This window comes from Xanthomonas melonis, assembly GCF_020783655.1.
In the GTDB taxonomy this organism is placed as follows: Bacteria; Pseudomonadota; Gammaproteobacteria; order Xanthomonadales; family Xanthomonadaceae; genus Xanthomonas; species Xanthomonas melonis.
Genome location: NZ_JAJGQH010000002.1, coordinates 299,652 through 321,858, shown reverse-complemented (window position 1 = coordinate 321,858; position 22,207 = coordinate 299,652). Strand labels below are relative to the sequence as shown.

Here is a 22,207-nt window from a genome sequence, read left to right as displayed (position 1 = left end):
TGGCGCGCTGCACAAAAAGCGGGATTCGCAGTAGGCCACGCTTCAGCTGTTTCAGGTGTAACGGATGTTGCGGCAGGCCGTACAATCGGCCAACCCGTCACTGCACAGGAAGATCATGAAGCTAGGTTCCCTGAAGGAAGGCGGCCGTGATGGCAGCCTGATCGTGGTCTCGCGCGACCTGGGCAAGGCGGTCCGCGCCACCGGCATCGCCGCCACCCTGCAGCGTGCGCTGGAAGACTGGAGCAACATCGCGCCGCGGCTGAATGCCCTGGCCGATGCGCTGGAGGACGGCAGCGCCGATGGCGTGTTCGACCTGGATCCGCAGGCACTGGCCGCGCCGCTGCCGCGCGCCTACGAATTCGTCGACGGCAGCGCCTACCTGCCGCACGTGGAGCGGGTACGCCGCGCACGCAATGCGGAGGTGCCCGAGAGCTTCTATACCGACCCGTTGATGTACCAGGCCACCAGTGCCGGGTTCTACGGCCCGCGCGATGCCATCAAGGTGGTCAGCGAGGAGTACGGCATCGATCTGGAGGCCGAGCTGGTGGTCATCACCGACGACGTGCCGATGGGGGCCTCGGCCGAGCAGGCGGCCGCGCACATCCAGCTGATCGGCCTGGTCAACGATGTCTCGCTGCGCAACCTGATCCCGGCCGAGCTCGGCAAGGGGTTCGGCTTCCTGCAGTCCAAGCCGCGTTCGGCGCTGTCGCCGGTGTTCATCACCCCCGACGAACTGGGCGATGCCTGGCGCGGCAACAAGGTGCATCTGCCGCTGGTGACCCACGTCAACGGCGCCTGGTTCGGCGCGCCGGAGGCCGGCAACGACATGCAGTTCGACTTTGCCCAGTTGGTGGCGCATGCCGCCAAGACCCGGCCGCTGTCGGCCGGTACGATCGTGGGCTCCGGCACCATCGCCAACCAGGACACGACGCTGGGTGCCTCGTGTTTCGCCGAACAGCGCGTGGTGGAGACCTTGCGCGACGGCAAGCCGAGTACCCCGTTCATGTCCTTCGGCGACGAGGTGCGCATCGAGATGTTCGCCGCCGACGGCAGCAGCCTCTTCGGCGCGATCGAGCAGCGCGTCGAACGGCAGCCGCTGCCGTGACCTGCGGCGCAGCGGCGGCGGGCGCTCGCGTATGAGCGCGGCCCTGGAACTGTTTTCGTACTGGCGTTCCAGCGCGGCCTATCGCGTGCGCATCGGGCTCGGGTTGAAGGCGCTGGACTACATCGCCCGCCCAGTACATTTGGTGCGCGACGGTGGCGAGCAGCATGCGCCTGCCTATGCACAACTCAATCCGCAGGAATTGGTGCCCACCTTGCGGCATGGCGAGGTGGTGATCACGCAGTCGCTGGCAATCCTGGACTATCTGGAAGAGGCGTTCGCAGACACCATGGCATTGCTGCCGGGCGCGCCCGCCGAGCGCGCCCGGGTGCGCGCGCTGGCCCAGCTCATCGCCTGCGATGTGCACCCGCTCAACAACCTGCGCGTCATGCAGGTGCTGGAACGAGAGTTCACGCTGGACGCCACACGACGCCAGCAGTGGACGCGGCTCTGGATGGAGCGCGGCTTCGCGGCGCTGGAAACCCAGCTGGCGCGCGATGCGCGGACCGGGCGCTTCTGTCATGGCGATACGCCCGGCCTGGCCGATTGCGTGCTGATTCCGCAGCTCTACAACGCGCACCGGTTCGAAGTCGACCTGGCGCCCTATCCGACCCTGCGGCGCATCGAGCAGGCCTGCCTGCAGTTACCGGCCTTCGACGCGGCGCGACCGGAAAAGCAGGTCGACGCGGTGGTGTAGGGGCGCAGCGTTGCAGCCCTCATCCGCCCTTCGGGCACCTTCTCCCGTAGAACGGGAGAAGGGCAAGCAGGCACGCACCCGATCCGGGCGGATGTCGCCACGCGTGGCCGACAGCGCAGTACAAGCCGACAGCGCAATGCAGGCCGGCACCGCAATACAGGTTTCAACGTTTCGACGCCGGCACCCTGGAACACCACGCGGCCACCGCTTTTTTCCTTCTCCCGCCTGCGGGAGAAGGTGCTCCGCAGGGGCGGATGAGGGGGGGCGTCGACCTTGCAGAAGAGCGCCGTTAGCAGCGGCCTGCCACCGAACGGCTCAGGCAAGGCAGCGCCCCCAAAGCGACCGCACGGCCACCGATCTCCTTCTCCCGCCTGCGGGAGAAGGTGCCCCGCAGGGGCGGATGAGGGGGGAGAGATCGCGCCGACCTCGCAGATGAGCGGCCTATCCCAGTGGCCTGGCACCGAATGGCGCAGGCAAGGCAGCGTCCCCAAAGCGACCGCAGGACTACCGATCTCCTTCTCCCGCCTGCGGGAGAAGGTGCCCCGCAGGGGCGGATGAGGGGGGGGCTGTCGCATCGGCGCCTACCCTCGACGACCAGAAGCCAACAGCTCCCAACACCACAAGACCACCGCTCAGCCCGGCCGAACCGATCAAATGAATCCGTGACTGATCTTCGGTGCCGCAGCCGCCTCGTAATCGGCATACGGATCGTGTTCGCCGGAGCCGCCTTCGGACAGGCGGAACTTCAACGCCAGGCCGTCGCGCGAATCGGCTGCGCGCAACGCTTCTTCCTGCTCGATCTCGCCCGACTTGACCATGCGGAACAGGCATTGATCGAAGGTCTGCATGCCTTCTTCCAGCGATTCCTCCATGGCCTGCTTGACCTCGTGCACCTGGCCGCGCCGCAGCAGGTCGCGGATCATCGGCGTGTTGAGCAGCACCTCGGTGGCCGGCCGGCGGCGCCCGTCCACGCCCTTGACCAAGCGCTGGGAGATCACCGCGCGCAGGTTCAGCGCCAGATTCATCAACACGTTCTTGTGCGCGCTTTCCGGGAAGAAGTTGAGGATGCGCTCGATGGTCTGGTCGGCGTTGTTGGAGTGCAGTGTCGCCAGGCACAGGTGCCCGGTCTCGGCGAACGCGATGGCCGCCTCCATGGTCTCGGCATCCAGGATCTCGCCGATCAGGATCACGTCCGGCGCCTCGCGCATGGCGTTCTTCAGCGCGCTCTGGAAGGCGTGGGTATCCAGACCGACCTCGCGCTGGTTCACGATCGACATCTTGTGCTTGTGCAGATATTCGATCGGGTCCTCGATGGTGAGGATGTGTCCGGTGGTAGTGCTGTTGCGGTGGTCGATCATCGAGGCCAGCGAAGTCGACTTGCCCGAGCCGGTCGAGCCCACCACCAGCACCAGCCCACGCGGGGTCATGATGACGTCCTTGAGCACCTGCGGCAGGTTGAGCTCCTCGATGCTGGGAATCCGGCTGCGGATGGCGCGGATCACCATGCCCACCTCGCCGCGCTGCTTGAACACGTTCACGCGGAAGCGGCCGGCGTCGGGCAGGGCGATGGCCATGTTCAGCTCGAGCTCGCGCTCGAACTGCGGCACCTGGCCTTCGTCCATCAGCGAGTAGGCGATTTTCTTGACCATTCCCGGCGGCAACCCCGTATTGCCGAGCGGGTAGAGCTTGCCTTCGATCTTGATGTAGACCGGCGCGCCGGTGGTCAAGAACATGTCCGAGGCATTCTTTTCGGTCATCAGCTTCAGGAAGTAGCCGATATCCATGCGCAATGGTTCCCCAACAAACAGCAGCGTCTCGTTGCAAGTCCGCCGCAGGCTTCCGACAATGGCCGTGCTCGAGACTTCTCGCTACGGCTCCCCTAATGACGGCTAGCTTCGCATACTTGCGGCGATCCCTGTATGGCATCGCCTGTTTCATGGTTCTGTCCGCTCCGGCAAACGCCCAGGTGGCGCCGGAACTCATCGCCGCCGAACAGGCGGTGCAACGCGCCACCCAGGCCGATGCCGACCAGTACGCCCCGGACCTGGTCAATCTGGCTCGCCAGGAGCTGATGCAGGCCCAGCAGGCGCAACTGGACAAGCGCCAGCGCAAGCAGGTGCCGCAAATCGCCCTGCGTGCTGCCGCCGACGCCGATCTGGCCAAGGCGCGCAGCGAGCAGGCCGTGGTCAGCGCCCAACTGGAGCAACGCCGCAGGGAAGTGGCACAGTTGCAGACCACCCTCAATACCGGGGAGGGCGCCCGATGACCTTGCGCCCCCTGCTGTATCTCGGTGTGCTGGGGCTGGCAGCCCTGCCGCCGCTGGCCCTGGCGGCCAAGGACGACCCCCAGGCCGATGCACTGAACCGGCGGCTGGCAGTCCTGCAGAGCGACCCGCAGACCAGTGAGCTGGCCCGCTACGAGCGACTGCAGGCACAGCAGACCGTGGCGGCCCTGGCCGAGGCCAAGCGCCGCGACCGCGACGAACTGCTGTTCCTGGCCGACCGCCGGGTGGAGATCGCGGAGCTGACCGCCCGCACCGCGCTGGCCCGGCGCGAGCTGGACCGGCTGGAAAGCACCCGCAACGATCTGTTGATCGAAGCCAGCCGCCGCGACGCCTCGCGCGCGCGCCAGGAAGCCGAACGCCTGCGCGTGCAGGCGCAGATCCAGGCCGAGGCCGCCGAGCAGGCCCGCCTGGCCGCCGAACAGGAGGTGCTGGCGCGGCAGGACGCCGAGCTGGCCTTGAACAGCGTGGCCGGCAAGCAGACCGCCAAGCTCAATGCCGCCCAGCAGAAGGCCGTACAGCTCGCGCACGAGGAAGCCGAACTGGTGTCCGGCGCCAAGCTGCCGCCGGCCAAGTTCGACAGCCGGGGCGAGGTGTTCTCATTGGGCAGCGGCGCCTTCGGTGGCAAGGCCACGCTGTCCGGCGATGCCGCGGGCCAGGCCAAGGCGCTGGCCGAGTACCTGAACATCGGCAAGAAGGGCCGGGTCAACATCGTCGGCTTCGACAGCGATGCGGCCACCGCCCGCAAACGTGCCGAGTCACTCCGCGATGCTCTGGTGGCCGGCGGGGTCGCGGCCTCGCGGCTGCAGATCAGCGGCAACAAGGGCGCTGCCAGCAAGACCCGCGCGGCCGAGGTCGTTATCGCGCCTTGATGGCAAGTGTCTGGAAGTTAAGGTGTTTTAACCGGGGCATGACGCCTGGTTGAACCGCAGTCACCGAATCGCCCAGGCATTGCCAAAAGCGACCGTTCCGGCCTTGAACCACTCCCGCGACCGGCGTAGGGTCGTACCTCCGGGCAGCAACTCCGCTGCCCGGGAAGTACGGAGGGCCAGGCCAGTGACGCAGAGGCACGCAACGACGCACAACGGTGGGACAGTGGGTGGTTTCGCCTGTGAGTCGGCTTCTGCACTGCGCTGGTCCTTCATTCCCAAGCTGCGCCCCGTGCCGTCAACGGCCGGGGCGTTCTTGTTTTAAGTGAAGGAGGTAACGCCATGTTCGAAGGGCAACCGCAGACCGAAATCGATGCATTGATGAAGTCCGATCCCGAGTTCAAGCAGCTCTACCAACGCCACAAGCTATTGAACAAGAAGTGCATGGATGCCGAACTCGGGGTGCTCCCGATCGACGACGTGACCTTGGGCCAGATGAAGCGCGAGAAGTTGCAGGCAAAAGAGAAGCTCACCCGGATGTACGACCAGCTGACGCACTGATCCTTCCCCAGCGTTAGAACAAGTTCACCGTCGCGGGCGGTGGCGGCCTCCTCGTCGGCTTGCCACCGTCCGCGTCTTTTTTGTGGATTCAATGGTCGGGGGCTGCGTGCCGCGCGTCGCAGCCGAGCCTGCTTTTCAAGGCGCTGTCGATCTCACTGCTGCCTGAATGAGCATTCACCGGCCGTTCGACGGATAATGCCCGGTCTAGCCCGCGCGGCGCAGCGACGATATCCCGATGGCGATCCATTCCTCCGTACTCGAACTGATTGGCAACACGCCGATCGTCAAGGCCCAGCGCCTGGACACCGGTGTCTGCGAGCTGTTCCTCAAGCTGGAGGCGAACAATCCCGGCGGATCGATCAAGGACCGCATCGGCCTGTCGATGATCGAAGCGGCCGAACGGCGCGGCGACCTCAAGCCCGGCGCCACCCTGGTGGAAGGCACCGCCGGTAATACCGGCCTGGGCCTGGCGCTGGTGGCGCAGCAGAAGGGCTACCAGCTGATCCTGGTGGTGCCGGACAAGATGAGCCGCGAGAAGATCTTCAACCTCAAGGCCATGGGCGCCAACGTGGTGTTGACCCGGTCGGACGTGGCCAAGGGGCACCCGGAGTACTACCAGGACCTGGCAGCCAGGATCGCCGCCGAGACCCCGGGCGCCTACTTCATCAACCAGTTCGGCAACCCGGACAACCCGGCCGCGCACGAGTTCGGCACCGGTCCTGAGATCCTGGCCCAGATGGACGGCCAGCTCGACGCGATCGTGTTCGGCTGCGGCAGCTCCGGCACCATGACCGGCCTGTCGCGCGCCTTTGCCAGCGCCTCGCCGCACACCGAACTGGTGCTGGCCGACCCGGTTGGCTCGATCCTGACCCAGTACATCGAAGAGGGCACGGTCAGCGAGAAGTCCGGCAGCTGGCTGGTCGAAGGCATCGGCGAGGACTTCCTGCCGGACATCTCCGATTTCTCGCGGGTCAGGAAGGCCTATTCGATCACCGACGCGGAAAGCTTCCACACCGCGCGCGAGCTGCTGGCCAAGGAGGGCATCCTTGGCGGCTCGTCCACCGGCACCCTGCTGGCCGCCGCGCTGAAGTACTGCCGCGAGCAGACCACGCCCAAGCGCGTGCTGGTGTTCGTCTGCGATACCGGCAACAAGTATCTGTCCAAGATGTACAACGACTACTGGATGCTGGACAACGGCTTCCTGGAGCGCCCGCAGCACGGCGACCTGCGCGACCTGATCCTGCGCCCGTACAACAAGCGCGACACCGTGGTGGTCGGGCCGAAGGACCTGCTGACCACCGCCTACCAGCGTATGAAGCTCTACGATGTCTCCCAGTTGCCAGTGATCGACGACGGCGAACTGGTCGGCATCGTCGACGAGAGCGACGTGCTGCTGCATGTGTATGGCGACGAGGCACGCTTCCGCGACCCGATTTCCACCGCCATGGTCAGCAAACTCGATCGCCTGGATGTCGCCTCGCCGATCGAAGCGCTGCTGCCGGTGTTCGATCGTGGCCAGGTGGCCATTGTCATGGACGGCAAGCAGTTCCTGGGCCTGATCACCCGCATCGACCTGCTCAACTACCTGCGCCGCCGCGTGCAGTGACGCCCGTCGCCGTGCGCGCTCGCTTGAGACGCATGGCAAGGGGCATTCAGTCCTGCTTGTTACAATCGCCCACTTTTTCCGGGAACCTCCATGTCCAACCGCACCACTCATAGCCATGACGGAGAGCGCGCGCTATCGCTCGCGACGCTGGCGATCCATGGAGGACAGTCGCCGGACCCCAGCACCGGGGCGGTGATGCCGCCGATCTATGCGACGTCCACCTATGCGCAGTCCAGCCCGGGCGAGCATCAGGGCTTCGAGTATTCGCGTACCCACAACCCCACGCGCTTTGCCTACGAACGCTGTGTGGCCGCACTGGAAGGCGGCACGCGGGGCTTCGCCTTCGCCTCCGGCATGGCCGCCACCTCCACGGTGATGGAACTGCTGGACGCCGGCAGCCACGTGGTGGCGATGGACGACCTGTACGGCGGCACCTTCCGCCTGTTCGAGCGCGTGCGTCGCCGCACCGCCGGCCTGGATTTCAGCTTCGTCGACCTGACCGACCCGGCCGCCTTCGAAGCCGCAATTCGTCCCGATACCAAGATGGTCTGGATCGAAACCCCGACCAACCCGATGCTCAAGCTGGTCGACATCGCGGCAATTGGCGCCATCGCCCGCAAGCACGGCCTGCTGATCGTGGTCGACAACACCTTCGCCTCGCCGATGCTGCAGCGCCCGCTCGGCCTGGGCGCCGACATCGTCGTGCACTCGGCCACCAAGTACCTCAACGGCCACTCGGACATGGTCGGCGGCATCGCGGTGGTCGGCGACAACGCCGAACTGGCCGAGCAACTGGCCTTCCTGCAGAACTCCATCGGCGGCGTCCAAGGCCCGTTCGACAGCTTCCTCGCCCTGCGCGGCCTCAAGACCCTGCCGCTGCGCATGCGCGCACATTGCGAGAACGCCCTGGCGCTGGCGCAATGGCTGGAAACCCACCCGGCCATCGACAAGGTGATCTATCCCGGCCTGCCGTCGCATCCGCAGCACGCGCTGGCAAAGCGGCAGATGACGGGTTTCGGCGGCATCGTCTCGATCGTCCTGAAGGGCGGGTTCGACGCAGCCAAGCGTTTCTGCGAAAAGACCGAACTGTTCACCCTGGCCGAATCGCTTGGCGGCGTGGAAAGTCTGGTGAACCATCCAGCCGTCATGACCCACGCCTCCATCCCCGTGGCCCGCCGCGACCAGCTTGGCATCAGCGATGCGCTGGTGCGGCTGAGCGTGGGGGTTGAGGATGTGGGGGATCTGCGGGGGGATTTGAAATTCGCTTTACAAGAGGGAAGTTTTTGATGATCCGGACTTTACTCGGTCGAGGGCGTCTAACAAGGTTAGTACTTGGCCCTTTTGATGCACTTAGAGAGCGTCGGGACCTAACATTGGAATTGTCCAAGCGTGAAGTATTGGGCCGCTATCGTGGAGCCAGCTTTGGTTTGCTATGGTCGCTGATAAGCCCGTTTTTGCTGTTGATCGTCTACACGATTGCGTTTGGCTCAATTATGAAAAGCCGTTGGCCGCAAGTTGCCGAAGGCCAAGCGCACTTTTCATTGGTACTGTTCGTTGGCTTGATCGTGCATGGCTTTTTTGCTGAATGTTTAAGCCGTTCACCATACTTGATTATGGGTAATCCGAATTTCGTCAAACGGGTCATATTTCCACTTGAAATTCTGCCCTGGCCGATGGTCGTGTCTGCTCTTTTCCATGTGCTAATGAACACAGTCGTGTTTGCGCTGCTTCGGCTAGCTATGGATGGACAGATATCGTGGACCATCGTACTGCTTCCGGTTGTATTGCTGCCATTGGTAGTACTCGGGTTAGGAGTGTCCTGGTTCCTAGCCTCACTTGGAGTGTACTTCCGAGATATCACCCAGGTTACCGGGGTACTTTCTACTGCGCTGTTGTTTCTGTCTTCGGCCATGATCCCGGAGCAGGCGATACCTGAGAACTTTGAACTGGTATTTAAGTTGAATCCGCTAACTTTCATTATTGACCAGGCGCGCGAAGTAGCACTCTGGGGGAACTTGCCAAATTTTATTGGCCTGGGGATTTACATGTGCATCGCGATGATCGTGTTCTATGCAGGATTTGCATGGTTCAAGGCGACCCGTAGAGGATTTGCGGATGTCATCTGAGCCGATTATCCAGGTTCATAATATTGGCAAGGTGTTTCCTGTTTACCAGAAATCGTATCATCGATTGATGCAAATGCTGAGTCCGAATGAACGCAAGGCTCAGTGGTTCCGTGAGTTTCACGCGCTTGACGCGATTAGCTTTAACGTGGGGAAGGGGGAAAGCGTAGGTATCGTCGGGCGTAATGGTTCCGGTAAATCGACTCTTTTGCAGATTATTTGCGGCACATTGGCACCTACGACGGGCACTGCGGTTGTAAATGGGCGGGTCGCCGCTCTGCTGGAGCTTGGAGCTGGCTTCAATCCAGAGTTCACCGGACGAGAGAATGTCTTCGTTTACGGCGCGGTCCTTGGTCTTTCGCGCAGAGAGATTGAGGAGCGCTTCCAGCACATTACGGAATTTGCTGATATCGGCGAATTCATCGATCAACCTGTAAAGACCTATTCCAGCGGTATGTTTGTCCGCCTAGCGTTCGCCGTGGCTATCAATGTCACCCCGGACGTTCTGGTAGTGGACGAGGCGCTCGCGGTAGGTGACGCGAAGTTCCAGTCGAAGTGTTTTGCAAGGTTACGCGAGTTGCGTGAGCAAGGTACGTCCATCCTGTTCGTATCTCATTCCACTGAGCAAATTGTTACGCATTGTGATCGCGCGGTACTTCTAGATGGAGGCCGTTTGCTGATGGATGGCGCGCCAAAAAAAGTGGTGCACCACTATATGGACCTGCTCTTCGGAAAAAGTCGTCCGTTGCAGACCTCGGTAAAAATTGAAGGCAGCGGCGAGGTGGAAAGCCAGCCTGAATTCTTAGCGGTGCCGCCCGCAGGAAGCGATCCATTTTCTGGTCATCCAAATTACAATCCCCATGAATATCGCTGGGGGGATCGAGCGGCCATCCTGCAAGATTTTTATCTGCAAGTTGGCGCCCAGCCGTTTCCCCAGGTCGTTTCTAGCGGCGAGGCCGGCTGTCTAAGTCTTGCTGTTCGTTTCGAACGAGAAGTAATGCGCCCAGTGCTTGGTCTTACCATCAAGAACACCGAGGGTGTGACTGTTTATGCGACCAACACTGAGATGCAAGAAATTGTCGAGATGGCGCAATTAGGCGCTGTGGGAAGTGTCATACGAATTGATGTCGACTTTGAATGTAGATTGGGGAGTGGCGATTACTTTATTTCCGTTGGCGTTGCCAGTCGACAGGGCGATGATGTGATTCCTCACGATAGGCGCTACGATTCGATCCACTTCCAGGTCATTTCGGAAGGATTTGTCGGATTCAGTGACGTTGGAGCTGTGATTCGTCCTAAATTGGCCGCTCAACAAGGATTGGCAAGTTAATGTCTAACTCGTATGTGGGAATAGCAAGCGCATATATACTGTCTGAAGGAGTCTGGCTACCTAAAGATCAGGCAGAAGAGTTCGGCTATAGCGATGGTGATGAAGCGGAGCAGCGAGTAGCTGCAGCGATAGCTGGTTGCGACGACGTCTCATTGTTTTCGCGCTCATTATCTGAACACCAGATCGACTGGCCATCGCGCTATCACCTTAGTGCCAGCCGTGCGAACCTTTTGCGTCCTTTGGCAGATGTGCTGAGTGGCCGTGTTCTGGAGGTCGGCTCAGGCTGTGGTGCTATTTCCCGCTACTTGGGTGAGCTCGGAACTAAATTGGTTGCATTGGAAGGCAGCCAGCGTCGCGCGCGAATCACTGCGTCACGTTGTCGTGACTTGCCGAATGTGCAGGTGGTGAACGATGTCCTAGAGAACTTTTCGGCTGAAGATGCGTTTGACGCAGTGACGCTCATCGGCGTCCTTGAGTACTCGAGGATCTATGGCAAGGCTGCAGATCCCACAGCTACTTGGCTGCGTAAGGCGCACTCATTGCTGGCTGACGATGGTGTGTTGGTTGTCGCGATCGAAAATCAATTGGGCCTTAAGTATCTGGCTGGCATGCCGGAAGACCATGTCGGTAAAGCCATGTATGGCGTTTCGGATAACTATGGTGAAAAAACCGTAGTGACTTTTGGTCGGCTTGAGCTGACGAGAATGCTTCAAGACGCAGGTTTCGAGCATACTGATTTCTTATTGCCATTTCCTGATTACAAGTTTCCTAGTGCGGTAGTTTTCCCAGCAGGTTACGACGGCTCTTACCCGCAGTTCGATCCAAGTTCTCTCGCCAGCCAGAGTGCATCGAGCGACCCACAGCTTCCCTATGCTCCACTATTCGCACTGGAGCGTGCTTGGACGGTGATCGGTCGCAACGGTTTGCTGGCTGACATGTCCAATTCATTTTTGGTGGTAGCTCGTAAACGGGCTGTTTCAGTTTCCAATAGCGGACCTGTACCCCTGGCACTGCACTATGCTAGCGAACGCGTCCCGGTATTTTGTAAGCAGGTCCAGTTTCAATCGAGCATAAGTGGTAGCCAAATAGAAGTCGTCCGCAGTCGCCTTGCGGAAGATGATAACGTTGAGCGCTCTCGACCTATTAGTATGCGGTTGCTGCCTGAGCCTTTTCTATACGGACGGATACACAGTCAGGCATTGGAAGCCATAGTAACGAGCGATGGTTGGACCGCTGCTGAGGTGGCCGAATGGTTGGGGCAATGGAAGGATGCCCTGCTACACGAGGTCGAAGTTGCAGGTGATTCCACGGGTGCCGGCATGCTCCCGGGCTGGGCCTTGGATGCTCTGCCGCGTAATCTAATGCAACTAAAAGATGGTAGTCACCAGTTCATCGATTTGGAATGGGTATGGCATGGGGAGCTTGAGCTACCCTATTTGATTTATCGCGCCATCATTGGCTCATTTACCTCGTTGGTTGCACTAGGCGCGCCTGAAGATATTTCTCATCTTCATCTCCCGACGCTGCTCCGGCTACTGATGGACATGATGGGTACACCAGTTGGAGAGGGCGACATCGAGCGTTTCATCGATCTGGATGGCATGGTCACACGCCTGGTCTATGGGCGAGATAGTGGGCTAGGTCTGAAGGGTTTTTCAAACTTCAATTTACGATCGCTGCCTGATGTGGGAAGGATGTCAAGGGATTGGAATTCCTTGATGTCGGATACTGCGCAGCGAATTAGCGATATCAGTCGCCATTTTCAGGAAGGAATCAAGGAAGGCCTAGACGATGGCGATGCACTTCGTCAAAGGCAAGCGCAACTTTTGGCCGAGTTGGCAATCAATGCTGAGAAGGAGCAGCTAAAAGACGCAGAGATTCTGCAGCATAAAGCGGCCACTGAGGAGGCAGAAAAACGAAGGGAAATGGAAGTGGAAGCGTTACGTGAATCGTTAACTGAAAAGCTTCGTCTCAAGGAGCTGGAGATCCAGGCTCTATTAGCTGCGAGTGCGGAACGTGAGCGGTTGAAGGATGCAGAAATACAGGCTCTTGCAGGAAGCGATCAGCTCAAGGATGCCGAGATTCAGTCGTTGATAGAGGCACGTGCTGAACGTAATCGTGCGCTAGAAAGAAACAACACAATTCTGGAGAGGATGTTTCAGCTTGCTGAGCAAGCTCGAGAGACCGAAGTCAGGCTAGGGCGCGATTTGATTGAAACCAAGGATGCGCTTGGAATATATGAGCAATCGCTTCGTCTGGCGTCAGAGCGTGCAGCTGAACTGGATCGGCTGCTGGCATCAACTAGTTGGCGGATTACCATGCCATTGCGAGTGCTCAGAAATATGCTTCGCCCACAATTCGTTAGGCAATTAGTTGGACGTAGCCTGCGCCGCATTTATCGTGCGCTTCCTGTTTCGGAGGCGACCCGCCAGTCAATCAAATCCGCATCCTTTCGGCTGATGCCTAGTGTATTTGGGAGGACCAATGTTTACAGGAACTGGTTGGCCGCCCGCCAGCCTGATCAGCCGCAAGAGATTGTGTTGTCCCCTGCGTCGGAGTCTGTTGAGGACGGCGGCGATTCTTTCTTGCGTCGTTACACGCAAGCCATCCTGCAGTTGCCCAAACCGTCTGAAAGTGAGTATGTCGGTATTGCAGCCGGGATTGATCCCCGCGCAAACGCTGCGCGTGTCATTGCCTTCTATCTCCCGCAGTTTCATCCCTTTCCCGAGAATGACGCATGGTGGGGGCGCGGCTTCACCGAGTGGACGAATGTCAGCAAAGCAGTTCCGCAGTTCGTGGGGCATTATCAGCCCCATTTACCGGGTGAACTTGGTTTCTACGATTTGCGTCTGATCGATGTTATGCGCCGCCAGGCGGAGCTGGCGAAGTTGTATGGCATTGAAGGCTTTTGCTTCCATTATTATTGGTTTGCTGGTAAGCGGCTTATGGAGCGCCCGCTCGATCAGCTACTCGCTTCTGATATCGACCTGCCTTTCTGTATTTGCTGGGCGAACGAAAATTGGACCCGCCGCTGGGATGGACTTGAGAACGATGTGCTCATCGCTCAAGATTACAGTGCTGAAGACGACCGCGCCTTTATCACCGAATTGGAGCCTCTGCTAAGGGATTCACGCTATATCCGTGTTGATGGGCGCCCGTTAGTCATTCTTTATCGACCCTCATTGCTGCCTGATGCTGGCGCAACCTTGGAACGTTGGCGGCAGCATTGTCGCGAAGTGGGAATCGGTGAGCTGTTCATCTGTATGGTGCAGTTTGACAAGCTTGATCCGCGTGAATACGGCTTTGACGCTGCGGTTGAATTTCCACCTCATAAAGTCGCGGCGGGTTTGCCTTCGATTAATCACGAATTGGAGATTGTGAATCCTGGCTTCCAGGGGAACGTGGTTGATTATGCCGACGTCGTTAGCAGCGCATTTGCCGAGGCAAAGCCGGAATACGACCTGATCCGAGGCGTTTTCCCTGGCTGGGATAATGACGCGCGCAAGCCGGGTAAAGGTTATACAGTTGCCCGTTCCACTCCGGAACGCTATCGCACCTGGCTAAGAGGAGCAATTGACTATGCCCGTCAGTACCCGGTGCGGGGCGATTCCCTAGTGTTTGTTAATGCTTGGAATGAGTGGGCTGAGGGCGCGCACCTGGAGCCGGATCGTCGCTACGGATATGCATATCTGGAAGCGACTCGGCAGGCACTACGTCGTGTGCCTATGCCGCGCACGCCGGAGCGGGTGGTGGTGATTATCCACGCCTTCTATCCAGAACTTCTTCCTGAGATGTTGGCGTCACTATCCGCGTGGACCGTACCATATCGTCTTGTAATCTCGACAGTCGCTCGTAATGTGCAGGATGTAAAGGCGCGACTTGCCGATGCGGGAATAGACGGGGATGTGCAAGTTTACGAGAACCACGGCCGTGACATTCTGCCTTTTCTGGAAGCCCTAAAGACGCTAGACGCTTCCGAGTCACTGGTATTGAAGTTGCACACCAAGCGTTCGCTCCACCGTGAGGACGGCGAGTCGTGGCGGCGAGACATGCTCGACAAGCTATTGGATCCCTATCTGGCCGCCCGTAACTTTGATGCATTCCGCCAGCAGCCAGAGTTGGGTCTCTCCGCGCCCGATGGGCATATTTTACCGATGACGACCTATTGGGGCGCGAACGCTGATGCGGTGCATCGTCTGTCGCGACAGATGCATAGCGATCCTGTCGATCCTGCCATTGCAATGTTCGCTGCCGGCTCGATGTTCTACGCTCGTATAGAGGCAATCCAGTCCATTATTGATTTGGAGTTGACACGCGAAGATTTTGAACCTGAGGCCGGGCAGGTGGATGGAACGCTAGCGCACGCGATAGAACGATGCTTTAGTATCGCGACATGTTCGTCGGGATATTACATTGCTTCCAGTAATACACCATTTACCGAAGCCTACGGCTCTTTCAAGACATACGCTTACGCCAAGCCGACCTTGCACAAAGCCTAGCAAAAAAAGTCAGCAGACTCGCTCTTATTTGAAGAGCGAGTCATTTTTATCAGAAGCGTACAAATGGAATTGTAGGCGCACTAATGATTACGTCATGACCCGTATCACAAAAGGAGGAGGATCCGTTGTTCAGTATCACTCGATATTTGCCAAAATTCACGTCTCTGGTATCGATGTACGCGTCAAAGCCGCTGAAAACGTAACGTTTGTTTTTGAGGAAGTTGGCAACATCAGTCCGACGAGTTCGTAGATGTCCAGCATCAAATAGATAGGATTGGGCGTTATTAGATAAGATTATTTTCAGCGAGGGCCAGCTGATCTTCGAAAAATTGAAGTGCGCCGGCGTAGTCCAGCCCGAAAGTCGGATTGGTATGTCGGATGACGAGGCTATCGGAAGTTGATTTGAGGGTTGTTCGTTGACTGCATCGATCGCGCAGCTATTCCCGGTGAGCTTGGGCGCAGATGTAGGCTTACCTCGAGGAAAGACCGTTAGGTCTGCTTCTTGGCGAAGCAGCATTAAGAAACTAGATAGCCGTCCAGTTGCGATTGAAATATCTTCAGGGCTAACTGAGCTACGTCCGCTGCAATTAACCGAAATGGTCGAGAAATGGTCTTTCTGTCGCGTGATAACCTGGCAACGTCCCGTCTTGTAGGGGTATCGACCTGAGAGAGCGCGCGCACCAAGAACAGCAGTTGGTAATGAAGCACTTTGTTCACTGCTACGAAGGCTTTTGCCAAGTTGTGCTGGGTCGGGATAAGGGACGTGACCATTTGGTTTGTTTCGAAATGCTTCCTCGTCTCCATTGAGGAATTTTGCAGTGTTTACTGTCGACATCCGAAGCATATATGCTCGTTCCTCCAGCTTTGACCATTGAAGATAAGATTGCCCAATGATGGCGAGAAAAATCGTCAGGTAACTACCATAAGCTATAAAACGAGTGGTAGCTCCGCGTACTCCAGAACAAACAAGCCGAGATGCGAAGTAAATCGTAGCGATACTCGAAGGTAGTACTGTATCGGTGTAACGGGATGTAACTTCGATTAAGTCATGTCCGCGTGAGTATGCAATTGCTACTGCATTCAACATGCCAAGAGCATTGAGGCCAAGGAAAAAATAATCTGCGGAACTCTGACGATCGCGCCCGATTATTGTCATCCAAAATGCTGCTGGTATCAGTAATACCAGCTGACCAAGTCCAGGGGGGAGAGGCCAGCTGCTCGTTATCCATAGCGCATGAATGAATTCGAAGAAGTCCTGAGCTTTCAACGCCGTATGGTGGGAAGGTGAAGGAGTGGCGATGAAGCCTGCAATTCCAAGAAATGTTGCAAATACGGCTAAAGCCAGTCCGCGACGAAATAAGCTAGGTTGAACAACTCCGCGGCAAATCAATAATCCAGCACAAGCGAACGCCGTAAGTACGCCATTTGCCATGGATACAAAAGATCCCAGAATAAGTAAGCTAAGAAGCACTACTGTCCGATATCCGATTCCGCCAAATGATACGACCGCAATGGCGGTGAACGCTAATAGCGAATTTATGTAAAACTGGCTTTGGAAGCCAACTAATGTATTCTCCCAGCCAAAAGGGAGTGTTCCCATCAGTATGATTGATGCCGCCACGGAAATTTTTTGATGGCTGCCGCAGTTGGTTGATGCCACCGCCACAGGTATGGCAAGTGCTAGGCAGTAGATTAGATTGGAGGCAAAGGATTCGACTTGATTATCCCATTGCTGGCCATTTATTTCGTATAGAGCCAGTGTGAGTAGTCGTGTCCAAAAGATTCGATGCTCGTTATGTGCGGCGAGCATTTCCTTCAGGGACAAGGTGCCATTTTCAAATGCAGTGAATATTGAATTTTCGCCCCCCCATTGGTCCCAGAATGGAATGGAGCTGCCTCCGCTCATTAAAGTGAACAGACGCGCTGAAAAAATTAAGATAATCAAGAAAAGACAAAAATATGTTGTGGAGCGTGTGACTTTTATGGTTTTTAGGGATTTGGCCTGCACTGCGGACTCCTTGGAGATTCGTCTGCATCCAAGCTTTGCTAAGATGACTAGAGATCTGGATTTGGCGAGCAAAAAATACAGTGCTGGTAATTGCCAAATGCTCGATATTTGACGCCAGTGGGTCTTGAGCGAAAAACTGTATTTGCCACCTTAGCATCATTGGCTCCCTAAGTGTTTTTCTGTGTCTTCGTCAATTGACGCCGGAATCGGTTGGGCGTGCGTGGTTAAAGGCCGTCTTATTACTCATATTAAGAATGTTGAATATGAATAATTATTGCTGTTTTTCTATAATAGATATTTCATTAGGCGAAAGTTTTTATTTAATATCTCAAATAACCGCGAAATGTTGAAGCTCGAACAAGACTATGCCATCTGACACACCTTTAAAGCGAATGGGGCCAAGGCATCGCGTCGGGAGTCGGTGCAGGAGAAAAGGTTGGGATTGGCTATCTTTTAAGCTGGATTGATAGCCGAAAACTTCAAAGTGTGTTGATGCGCTGAATACTGTGGAATTTCGCGGGTGATTTCTCAGCGCGCCATCTATGTGTGTCTGGATAACATAAACCTATCAAATGCTTTAGAGTAACATTGCGGCGTGATATGGCTGATCGAGAAGAGTGGTGTAGCCATGGTCTGCAAATTATCTCGAGATGCTTTCTGTGGCGCGGCCATTATCGCAGATGACGCGATGTCCATTGTTGTAATAATCCAACGTAATTGGAAGAGGGCTGTCCGGCAGATCAGTAATATCAGCTACAGATTGGAAACCAGCAGAAATCTGACCAGGTGCGAGATCGCTCCTCACTTCGCTCAGATCAAGTGGCAATTTCCACCTCTGATTGCTAGCCTTATCTCTCAATGTCAGCCAAACAGGAGCCTTCGAGAGGGCTTGACGGTCTTCGCGCAATAGCCAGCCAGATACGCGAAGGACCTTTAATTCCCCTAACCGTTCAACCTGAAGCGTCTCAACGTTACAGTACTGATTAATGATCATCGGATCATTTGGCTCGATGAGGGTTTTTACCCGATCAAGCGGCTTGGGTAGCCAGTATCCCAGTTTGCGGATTGAGCGAATACCATCTGAAACTGTCGATATTCCTTTAGGGTCGTTCTTTATCCACCAGAAATCAAGTGTGTATTCGCGTGTTAAGCGCTGGACATCATATTCGGTATTCAGTGCTTCAAAGGTGGACTTAATGTGTTCGTGTGTTTCATGCATGGTCCTGACCCGCCATGCACCGTTGACGTAGTTCGCATAGCCGACAAAGATGATGATAGGCAAGGCTAGGGCACGTAACCCTCCACTAGCGCTGATCGCAGCGAGCGCGGAAACTGACAGCCCCGCTGCTATGAATCCATAGTGCAGCGCATGCATCCAGGTCCATCCTTCAGGGCCCGATCTGCCAAGCGCCGCTGCCAGAAGCAAGGAAAAAGATTGAGCAGCAACCACGCACAGCGGAAGCCAGTTCTTGGGTGAAAGGTAGAACTGCCAGACTATAGCCGCTGTTCCGAGTAACAGGATGCATGCATTGAAGGCCATCTTCCAACTTGGGGAGGCATATAGCCAGCTAGCTAGTCCTGCAGAGGTAAGGGCTTGCATGGCAGTCAGCAGCGAGCTGACGGATACCAGGGAGCTGTTGGTGCGTGTAGAAGGTGTCCAGGTAAGCCAAAGTGCAATAATAAGCACCAAGCTCCCCAAGACAGCGGCAACGACCGATTTTTTAAGTGGTATCGCGTTCCGATCACGCCAGACCATCAAGGCGATGGCTATCACTGAAATACTTGCGGCAATGACGCCGTTCATTCCGCTAAAAGCTGCAACCACGGCGGCAAGATTTGCAAATGCGACGTGACTAAAATCCTTCTGATGCGTACGGGTAACCATAAGCAGCATAGAAACTCCGATCGCAAGGGTCGGAATCACAAACTGCATCTGGAAGCCCCACAGATAAGGTGGCAGCGCCGGATTAAGTACTATGAGTGGGACGCATAAATCCATCCATGACCGGTGTCCGCGACATACTCGGCAAAGTTCGACGAAAACCGTGCATGTGCCTAGTGCTAGAGCGATGTTAAGTGCAATCAGCCAGCGGAAATCGAAGCCGGATAAGCGAAGTAAAAGGAGTTGACTTGCTTTTTGAAAGGGTATCCGATGATCTACATGCTGGCTGAAGATCCAATGTATGAAGTCATTCACATATTTAATGGAGGGCGCACTTGCATACATCCAGTCGTCTGTATACGGGTATGGGGCGGCTAAACTTGCACAGTAAAGCAGCACTAAACCCAATGATAGCGTAAGAAGATAAGTTGCGATCCGAATCGGGCTATCCATGGGGCGACGGTTTAAGTGGAGTGGACGTGACTGATTCATTGTTTTCGACTTATGGTTCTTGATGGTGGTCGGCGTCGTTCAGCTGATTAGTTCGCTCGTCGATCTACTATCTATTTAATTTTCACCGCGGTGGTTTGACGAAAATGAAAAGTACTTATGCCCAAAATAACTAGTAATCACAGGCACAGCAACGCCAAAGGCGTGTGCTACTGTTTCGTTATAGAAGTTGATCTGCAGGGCAGGTAGTAACCAACGGGAGAGTGCCAAGCTGATCATAATTGTTTGCAATACTGCGGCCAAGTTGACGATGAGAAACCAAGTCATCTGATGGCTGAGATCGTTCTGTGCTTTTTGGAAAACCAAGACCTTGTTGAGTATGAAGGCCGTAATCATGCCTAGACAGTAAGCCAAAATAATTGCTGGGACGTAGCGCATCCACCCACTAAAGACAAGGCGAGAGCCAAAATTTACAGCTGCGGCTATGCTCCCTGCGATTAGAAACAGTAAGAACTGTCGAGAGATCACCTTGACGTCATCCCTTCTGCCGCGACGTGAGCGAGCTTCGCGCCAACGGCGATGCTTTCATTGATAGAACGGTCTTCCGGATAATAGTAGGCGGTGTCTGCCATGAAGAATCCACGCAGCGGTGTCTTCATGGGCGGTAGCATGCCTTGGAATCCGGGCGGGCAGATGGTCTGCGCGTACTCGTAACGATGGCAATGAGTGGCGCGGATCCACTCCGGCTTGAAGTCCGGGTTGATCATCGGCAGGTAGCTAATGACCTCGTCGATCAACTGCTCGTTACTCCACTGCCACTTCGGATGGGTCTTGGGCATGTAGTAGGGCGCGTACACGATGTGCTCACCGGGGCCGTTGCCGGGGTTGAGGTTGCTGTACTCGATCAGGCCGGGAATGGCGATCCGGTCGTCGCTGATGTTCATCCAGAAGTTTTCGCTGACCGGCCTAGATAGCTTCAGGATCACGCAGGCGACCGGAATATTCTCGATCGCACCGACCTGGTCGGCAAATGTCTTGGGCAGGCCGGGCACCATGCCTGGCACGTACTGGATCGGCGCGGTCGACACGACGCCGTCGTAGGGATGGTGGCCGTCGCGGGTGCGGATGCCGGTGACCTGGACGTCGGCCGAGGCGACCTCCTCGATCGGCCGCGACAGCAGGATGCGACCGCCGAGACGTGCAACTTCTGCTGCCATGCGTTGCAGCAGAACGGCCGAGCCACCTTCCAGATAGCCCATGCTTTCGTTGAGAAGATTACGCCGCGACAACGCCACGCGCTTGATTCGGGTGCCGATCCACGAGGCGGAGAGCGCGTTCTGATACTCGAAGAACTTCAGCGCGAACGCCTTTTCCCACATCACCTTGTAGGCTTTGGGGCCGATCCAGCGGGTAATCCAGTCGCGTGCGTTCTCCTTATCCAGCGCGGTCCAGTCGCTGATACCCTTAGTGTGCATGACATGCAGCGCGTAGCGGATCTTGTCGACCAGTCCCAGATGCGGGAAACCGAGCAGGGCGAACGGCGTTCCCCATTTGTGCAGCTTGCCCTGGTAGTAGTAACCCATCTTGGTGTCGGTCCAATGCAGGCGGTCGGACAGCTTTAGGTCCTCAAGCAGCTTGAACAGCGGGAAATCGGTCTTGCAGATGAAGTGGTAATAGCGCTCGATGCGCAGGCCGTCGAAATCGAAATCGGCGGACATGCCACCGATCCGGTCATCGCGTTCGTATACATCGACCTGATGACCTTTCTTCAGTAGTTCCATGGCAGCCATTAGGCCCATGGGGCCGCTGCCGACGATCGCGAATGAGCTCATGTGTTTATCTCTTGGTGACAGTTCAGCGCTTAAGTACGATGTGGCTATAGCGCGGGTCGGTATAACTTTCGCGGATCGCATCTTCGAATGGCGTCTGGCGCACGCCGAAGAATTTCTCGGTATTGACGCCTTTGAAGTCATCGCCGGCGCTAAGCGCCTTGAGCTGGTCGGCCGTGAATGGGGGTTTCTTGCTAAAGATCGAATACACGCGCAGCAGGAAGGCAAAGAAACCTATAGGAATATGCACGATCAGCGTATGCAGGCGTTTGACTCGCTTGATGGTCTTGATGATGTCGACATAATCGACTCGGGTATCACCGACGATGTCGTAGACCTCGCCGTTGGGTTCGCGCTCGATGCATTTGGCAATGCAACGGCAGAAGTCGCGTTCGTACAGCGGTTGACGCATGAACTTGCCATCGCCCGGGATCGGAAAGACGGGCGTCTTGGCCATGAAGCGCGACAGCCAGCCTAGATGCTTTGGATCGAACCAGCCAAACATCAGCGTTGGCCGCAGCACGCAGTGACGCAAGCCGCTGCTCACCACCATCTGTTCCTGGGAGCGCTTGGTGTTGGTGTAATCATCCACAGCGACCGAATTCACCACCGACGAACTGATATGCACTACAAAAGGCACCTCGGCCGCTTTGCAGGCGTCGAGTACGTGCGAGGTGGCAACCAGGTTGTTGCGGGTGAAAAGCTCGGTGGTCTTTCCGGTGATCTGTGCATGCAATTGGGCAACGCAGGCCGCACCTTCGAACTCGCGGGCCCATTCGCCCGGTTCGGCCAGGTCCGCATGCACGACGCGCACGGCAGGATGTAACTCGCGCAGGATCTGAAGGTTGTGCGCATGCTTGTCGATTGCCACCAGCTGGGTGTAGCCCTGTTGTTCGAGCTCGACGATCAGATTTTGGCCGACCAGCCCTGCGGCACCGGTGATGACGATCTTGGCGTGTTTGTCGGTCAT

General features: G+C 57.0%; 16 protein-coding genes. 10 read left to right on the top strand and 6 right to left on the bottom strand.

Annotated elements, in window-relative coordinates:
- The first annotated feature begins 115 nt into the window (after positions 1-115).
- Both LL964_RS03190 and maiA read left to right on the top strand, forming a co-directional pair.
- Positions 116-1,105 carry a fumarylacetoacetate hydrolase family protein gene (locus tag LL964_RS03190; RefSeq protein WP_104585111.1) on the top strand — a complete coding sequence of 330 codons (990 nt, stop codon included), beginning with the start codon at positions 116-118 and terminating at the stop codon, positions 1,103-1,105.
- Between the two features lie 31 nt (positions 1,106-1,136).
- On the top strand, positions 1,137-1,799 hold the full coding sequence (gene maiA, locus LL964_RS03185) for a maleylacetoacetate isomerase (RefSeq protein ID WP_104585109.1): 663 nt from the start codon (positions 1,137-1,139) through the stop codon (positions 1,797-1,799).
- 650 nt (positions 1,800-2,449) lie between these two features.
- Here the strand turns inward: maiA and LL964_RS03180 are convergent.
- A complete protein-coding gene (locus LL964_RS03180) occupies positions 2,450-3,583 on the bottom strand; it encodes a PilT/PilU family type 4a pilus ATPase (RefSeq protein WP_003484093.1) in 1,134 nt (377 codons plus the stop codon).
- A gap of 98 nt (positions 3,584-3,681) precedes the next feature.
- Here LL964_RS03180 and LL964_RS03175 point away from each other — a divergent pair, with 98 nt between their 5' ends.
- From LL964_RS03175 to LL964_RS03140, 8 genes are all read left to right on the top strand, one after another.
- A complete protein-coding gene (locus LL964_RS03175; protein WP_104585108.1) occupies positions 3,682-4,065 on the top strand; it encodes a DUF4398 domain-containing protein in 384 nt (127 codons plus the stop codon).
- Positions 4,062-4,952 (top strand): coiled-coil domain-containing protein, encoded by an 891-nt coding sequence (locus tag LL964_RS03170; protein ID WP_104585106.1) that lies wholly within the window; start codon positions 4,062-4,064, stop codon positions 4,950-4,952. The genes LL964_RS03175 and LL964_RS03170 overlap by 4 nt, the downstream gene beginning before the upstream one ends.
- Before the next feature lie 339 nt (positions 4,953-5,291).
- A complete protein-coding gene (locus tag LL964_RS03165; RefSeq protein WP_019237985.1) occupies positions 5,292-5,510 on the top strand; it encodes an HP1242/YdcH family protein in 219 nt (72 codons plus the stop codon).
- Between the two features lie 235 nt (positions 5,511-5,745).
- Positions 5,746-7,116 carry a pyridoxal-phosphate dependent enzyme gene (locus tag LL964_RS03160; RefSeq protein WP_104585103.1) on the top strand — a complete coding sequence of 457 codons (1,371 nt, stop codon included), beginning with the start codon at positions 5,746-5,748 and terminating at the stop codon, positions 7,114-7,116.
- Between the two features lie 90 nt (positions 7,117-7,206).
- Positions 7,207-8,403, top strand: a complete 1,197-nt coding sequence (locus LL964_RS03155; protein WP_104585102.1) for a cystathionine gamma-synthase — start codon at positions 7,207-7,209, stop codon at positions 8,401-8,403.
- Positions 8,403-9,242, top strand: coding sequence for an ABC transporter permease (locus tag LL964_RS03150; protein WP_425478129.1), 840 nt, complete (start codon positions 8,403-8,405; stop codon positions 9,240-9,242). Before LL964_RS03155 ends, LL964_RS03150 begins: the two co-directional genes overlap by 1 nt.
- Entirely contained in the window at positions 9,232-10,569 is a 1,338-nt protein-coding gene (locus LL964_RS03145) for an ABC transporter ATP-binding protein (protein WP_167395177.1), read from the top strand. The genes LL964_RS03150 and LL964_RS03145 overlap by 11 nt, the downstream gene beginning before the upstream one ends.
- Positions 10,569-15,068, top strand: a complete 4,500-nt coding sequence (locus LL964_RS03140; RefSeq protein WP_228329369.1) for a glycoside hydrolase family 99-like domain-containing protein — start codon at positions 10,569-10,571, stop codon at positions 15,066-15,068. Before LL964_RS03145 ends, LL964_RS03140 begins: the two co-directional genes overlap by 1 nt.
- 49 nt (positions 15,069-15,117) lie before the next feature.
- On the opposite strand, the gene LL964_RS03135 is transcribed toward LL964_RS03140, so the two are convergent.
- The 5 genes from LL964_RS03135 to LL964_RS03115 all read right to left on the bottom strand — a co-directional run bounded on the left by LL964_RS03135 (position 15,118) and on the right by LL964_RS03115 (position 22,207).
- Positions 15,118-17,076: a hypothetical protein gene (locus tag LL964_RS03135; protein ID WP_146092306.1), complete on the bottom strand. Its 1,959-nt coding sequence runs from the start codon at positions 17,074-17,076 to the stop codon at positions 15,118-15,120.
- A 640-nt stretch (positions 17,077-17,716) separates the two neighbouring features.
- The gene (locus tag LL964_RS03130; protein WP_228329368.1) at positions 17,717-19,009 is read right to left on the bottom strand and encodes a hypothetical protein; all 1,293 of its coding nucleotides are present in this window, start codon (positions 19,007-19,009) and stop codon (positions 17,717-17,719) included.
- A 516-nt stretch (positions 19,010-19,525) separates the two neighbouring features.
- Positions 19,526-19,936 carry a GtrA family protein gene (locus LL964_RS03125; protein ID WP_104585096.1) on the bottom strand — a complete coding sequence of 137 codons (411 nt, stop codon included), beginning with the start codon at positions 19,934-19,936 and terminating at the stop codon, positions 19,526-19,528.
- Positions 19,933-21,240, bottom strand: coding sequence for an NAD(P)/FAD-dependent oxidoreductase (locus tag LL964_RS03120; RefSeq protein ID WP_104585095.1), 1,308 nt, complete (start codon positions 21,238-21,240; stop codon positions 19,933-19,935). The genes LL964_RS03125 and LL964_RS03120 overlap by 4 nt, the downstream gene beginning before the upstream one ends.
- A 22-nt stretch (positions 21,241-21,262) precedes the next feature.
- A complete protein-coding gene (locus LL964_RS03115) occupies positions 21,263-22,207 on the bottom strand; it encodes an NAD-dependent epimerase/dehydratase family protein (RefSeq protein ID WP_104585093.1) in 945 nt (314 codons plus the stop codon).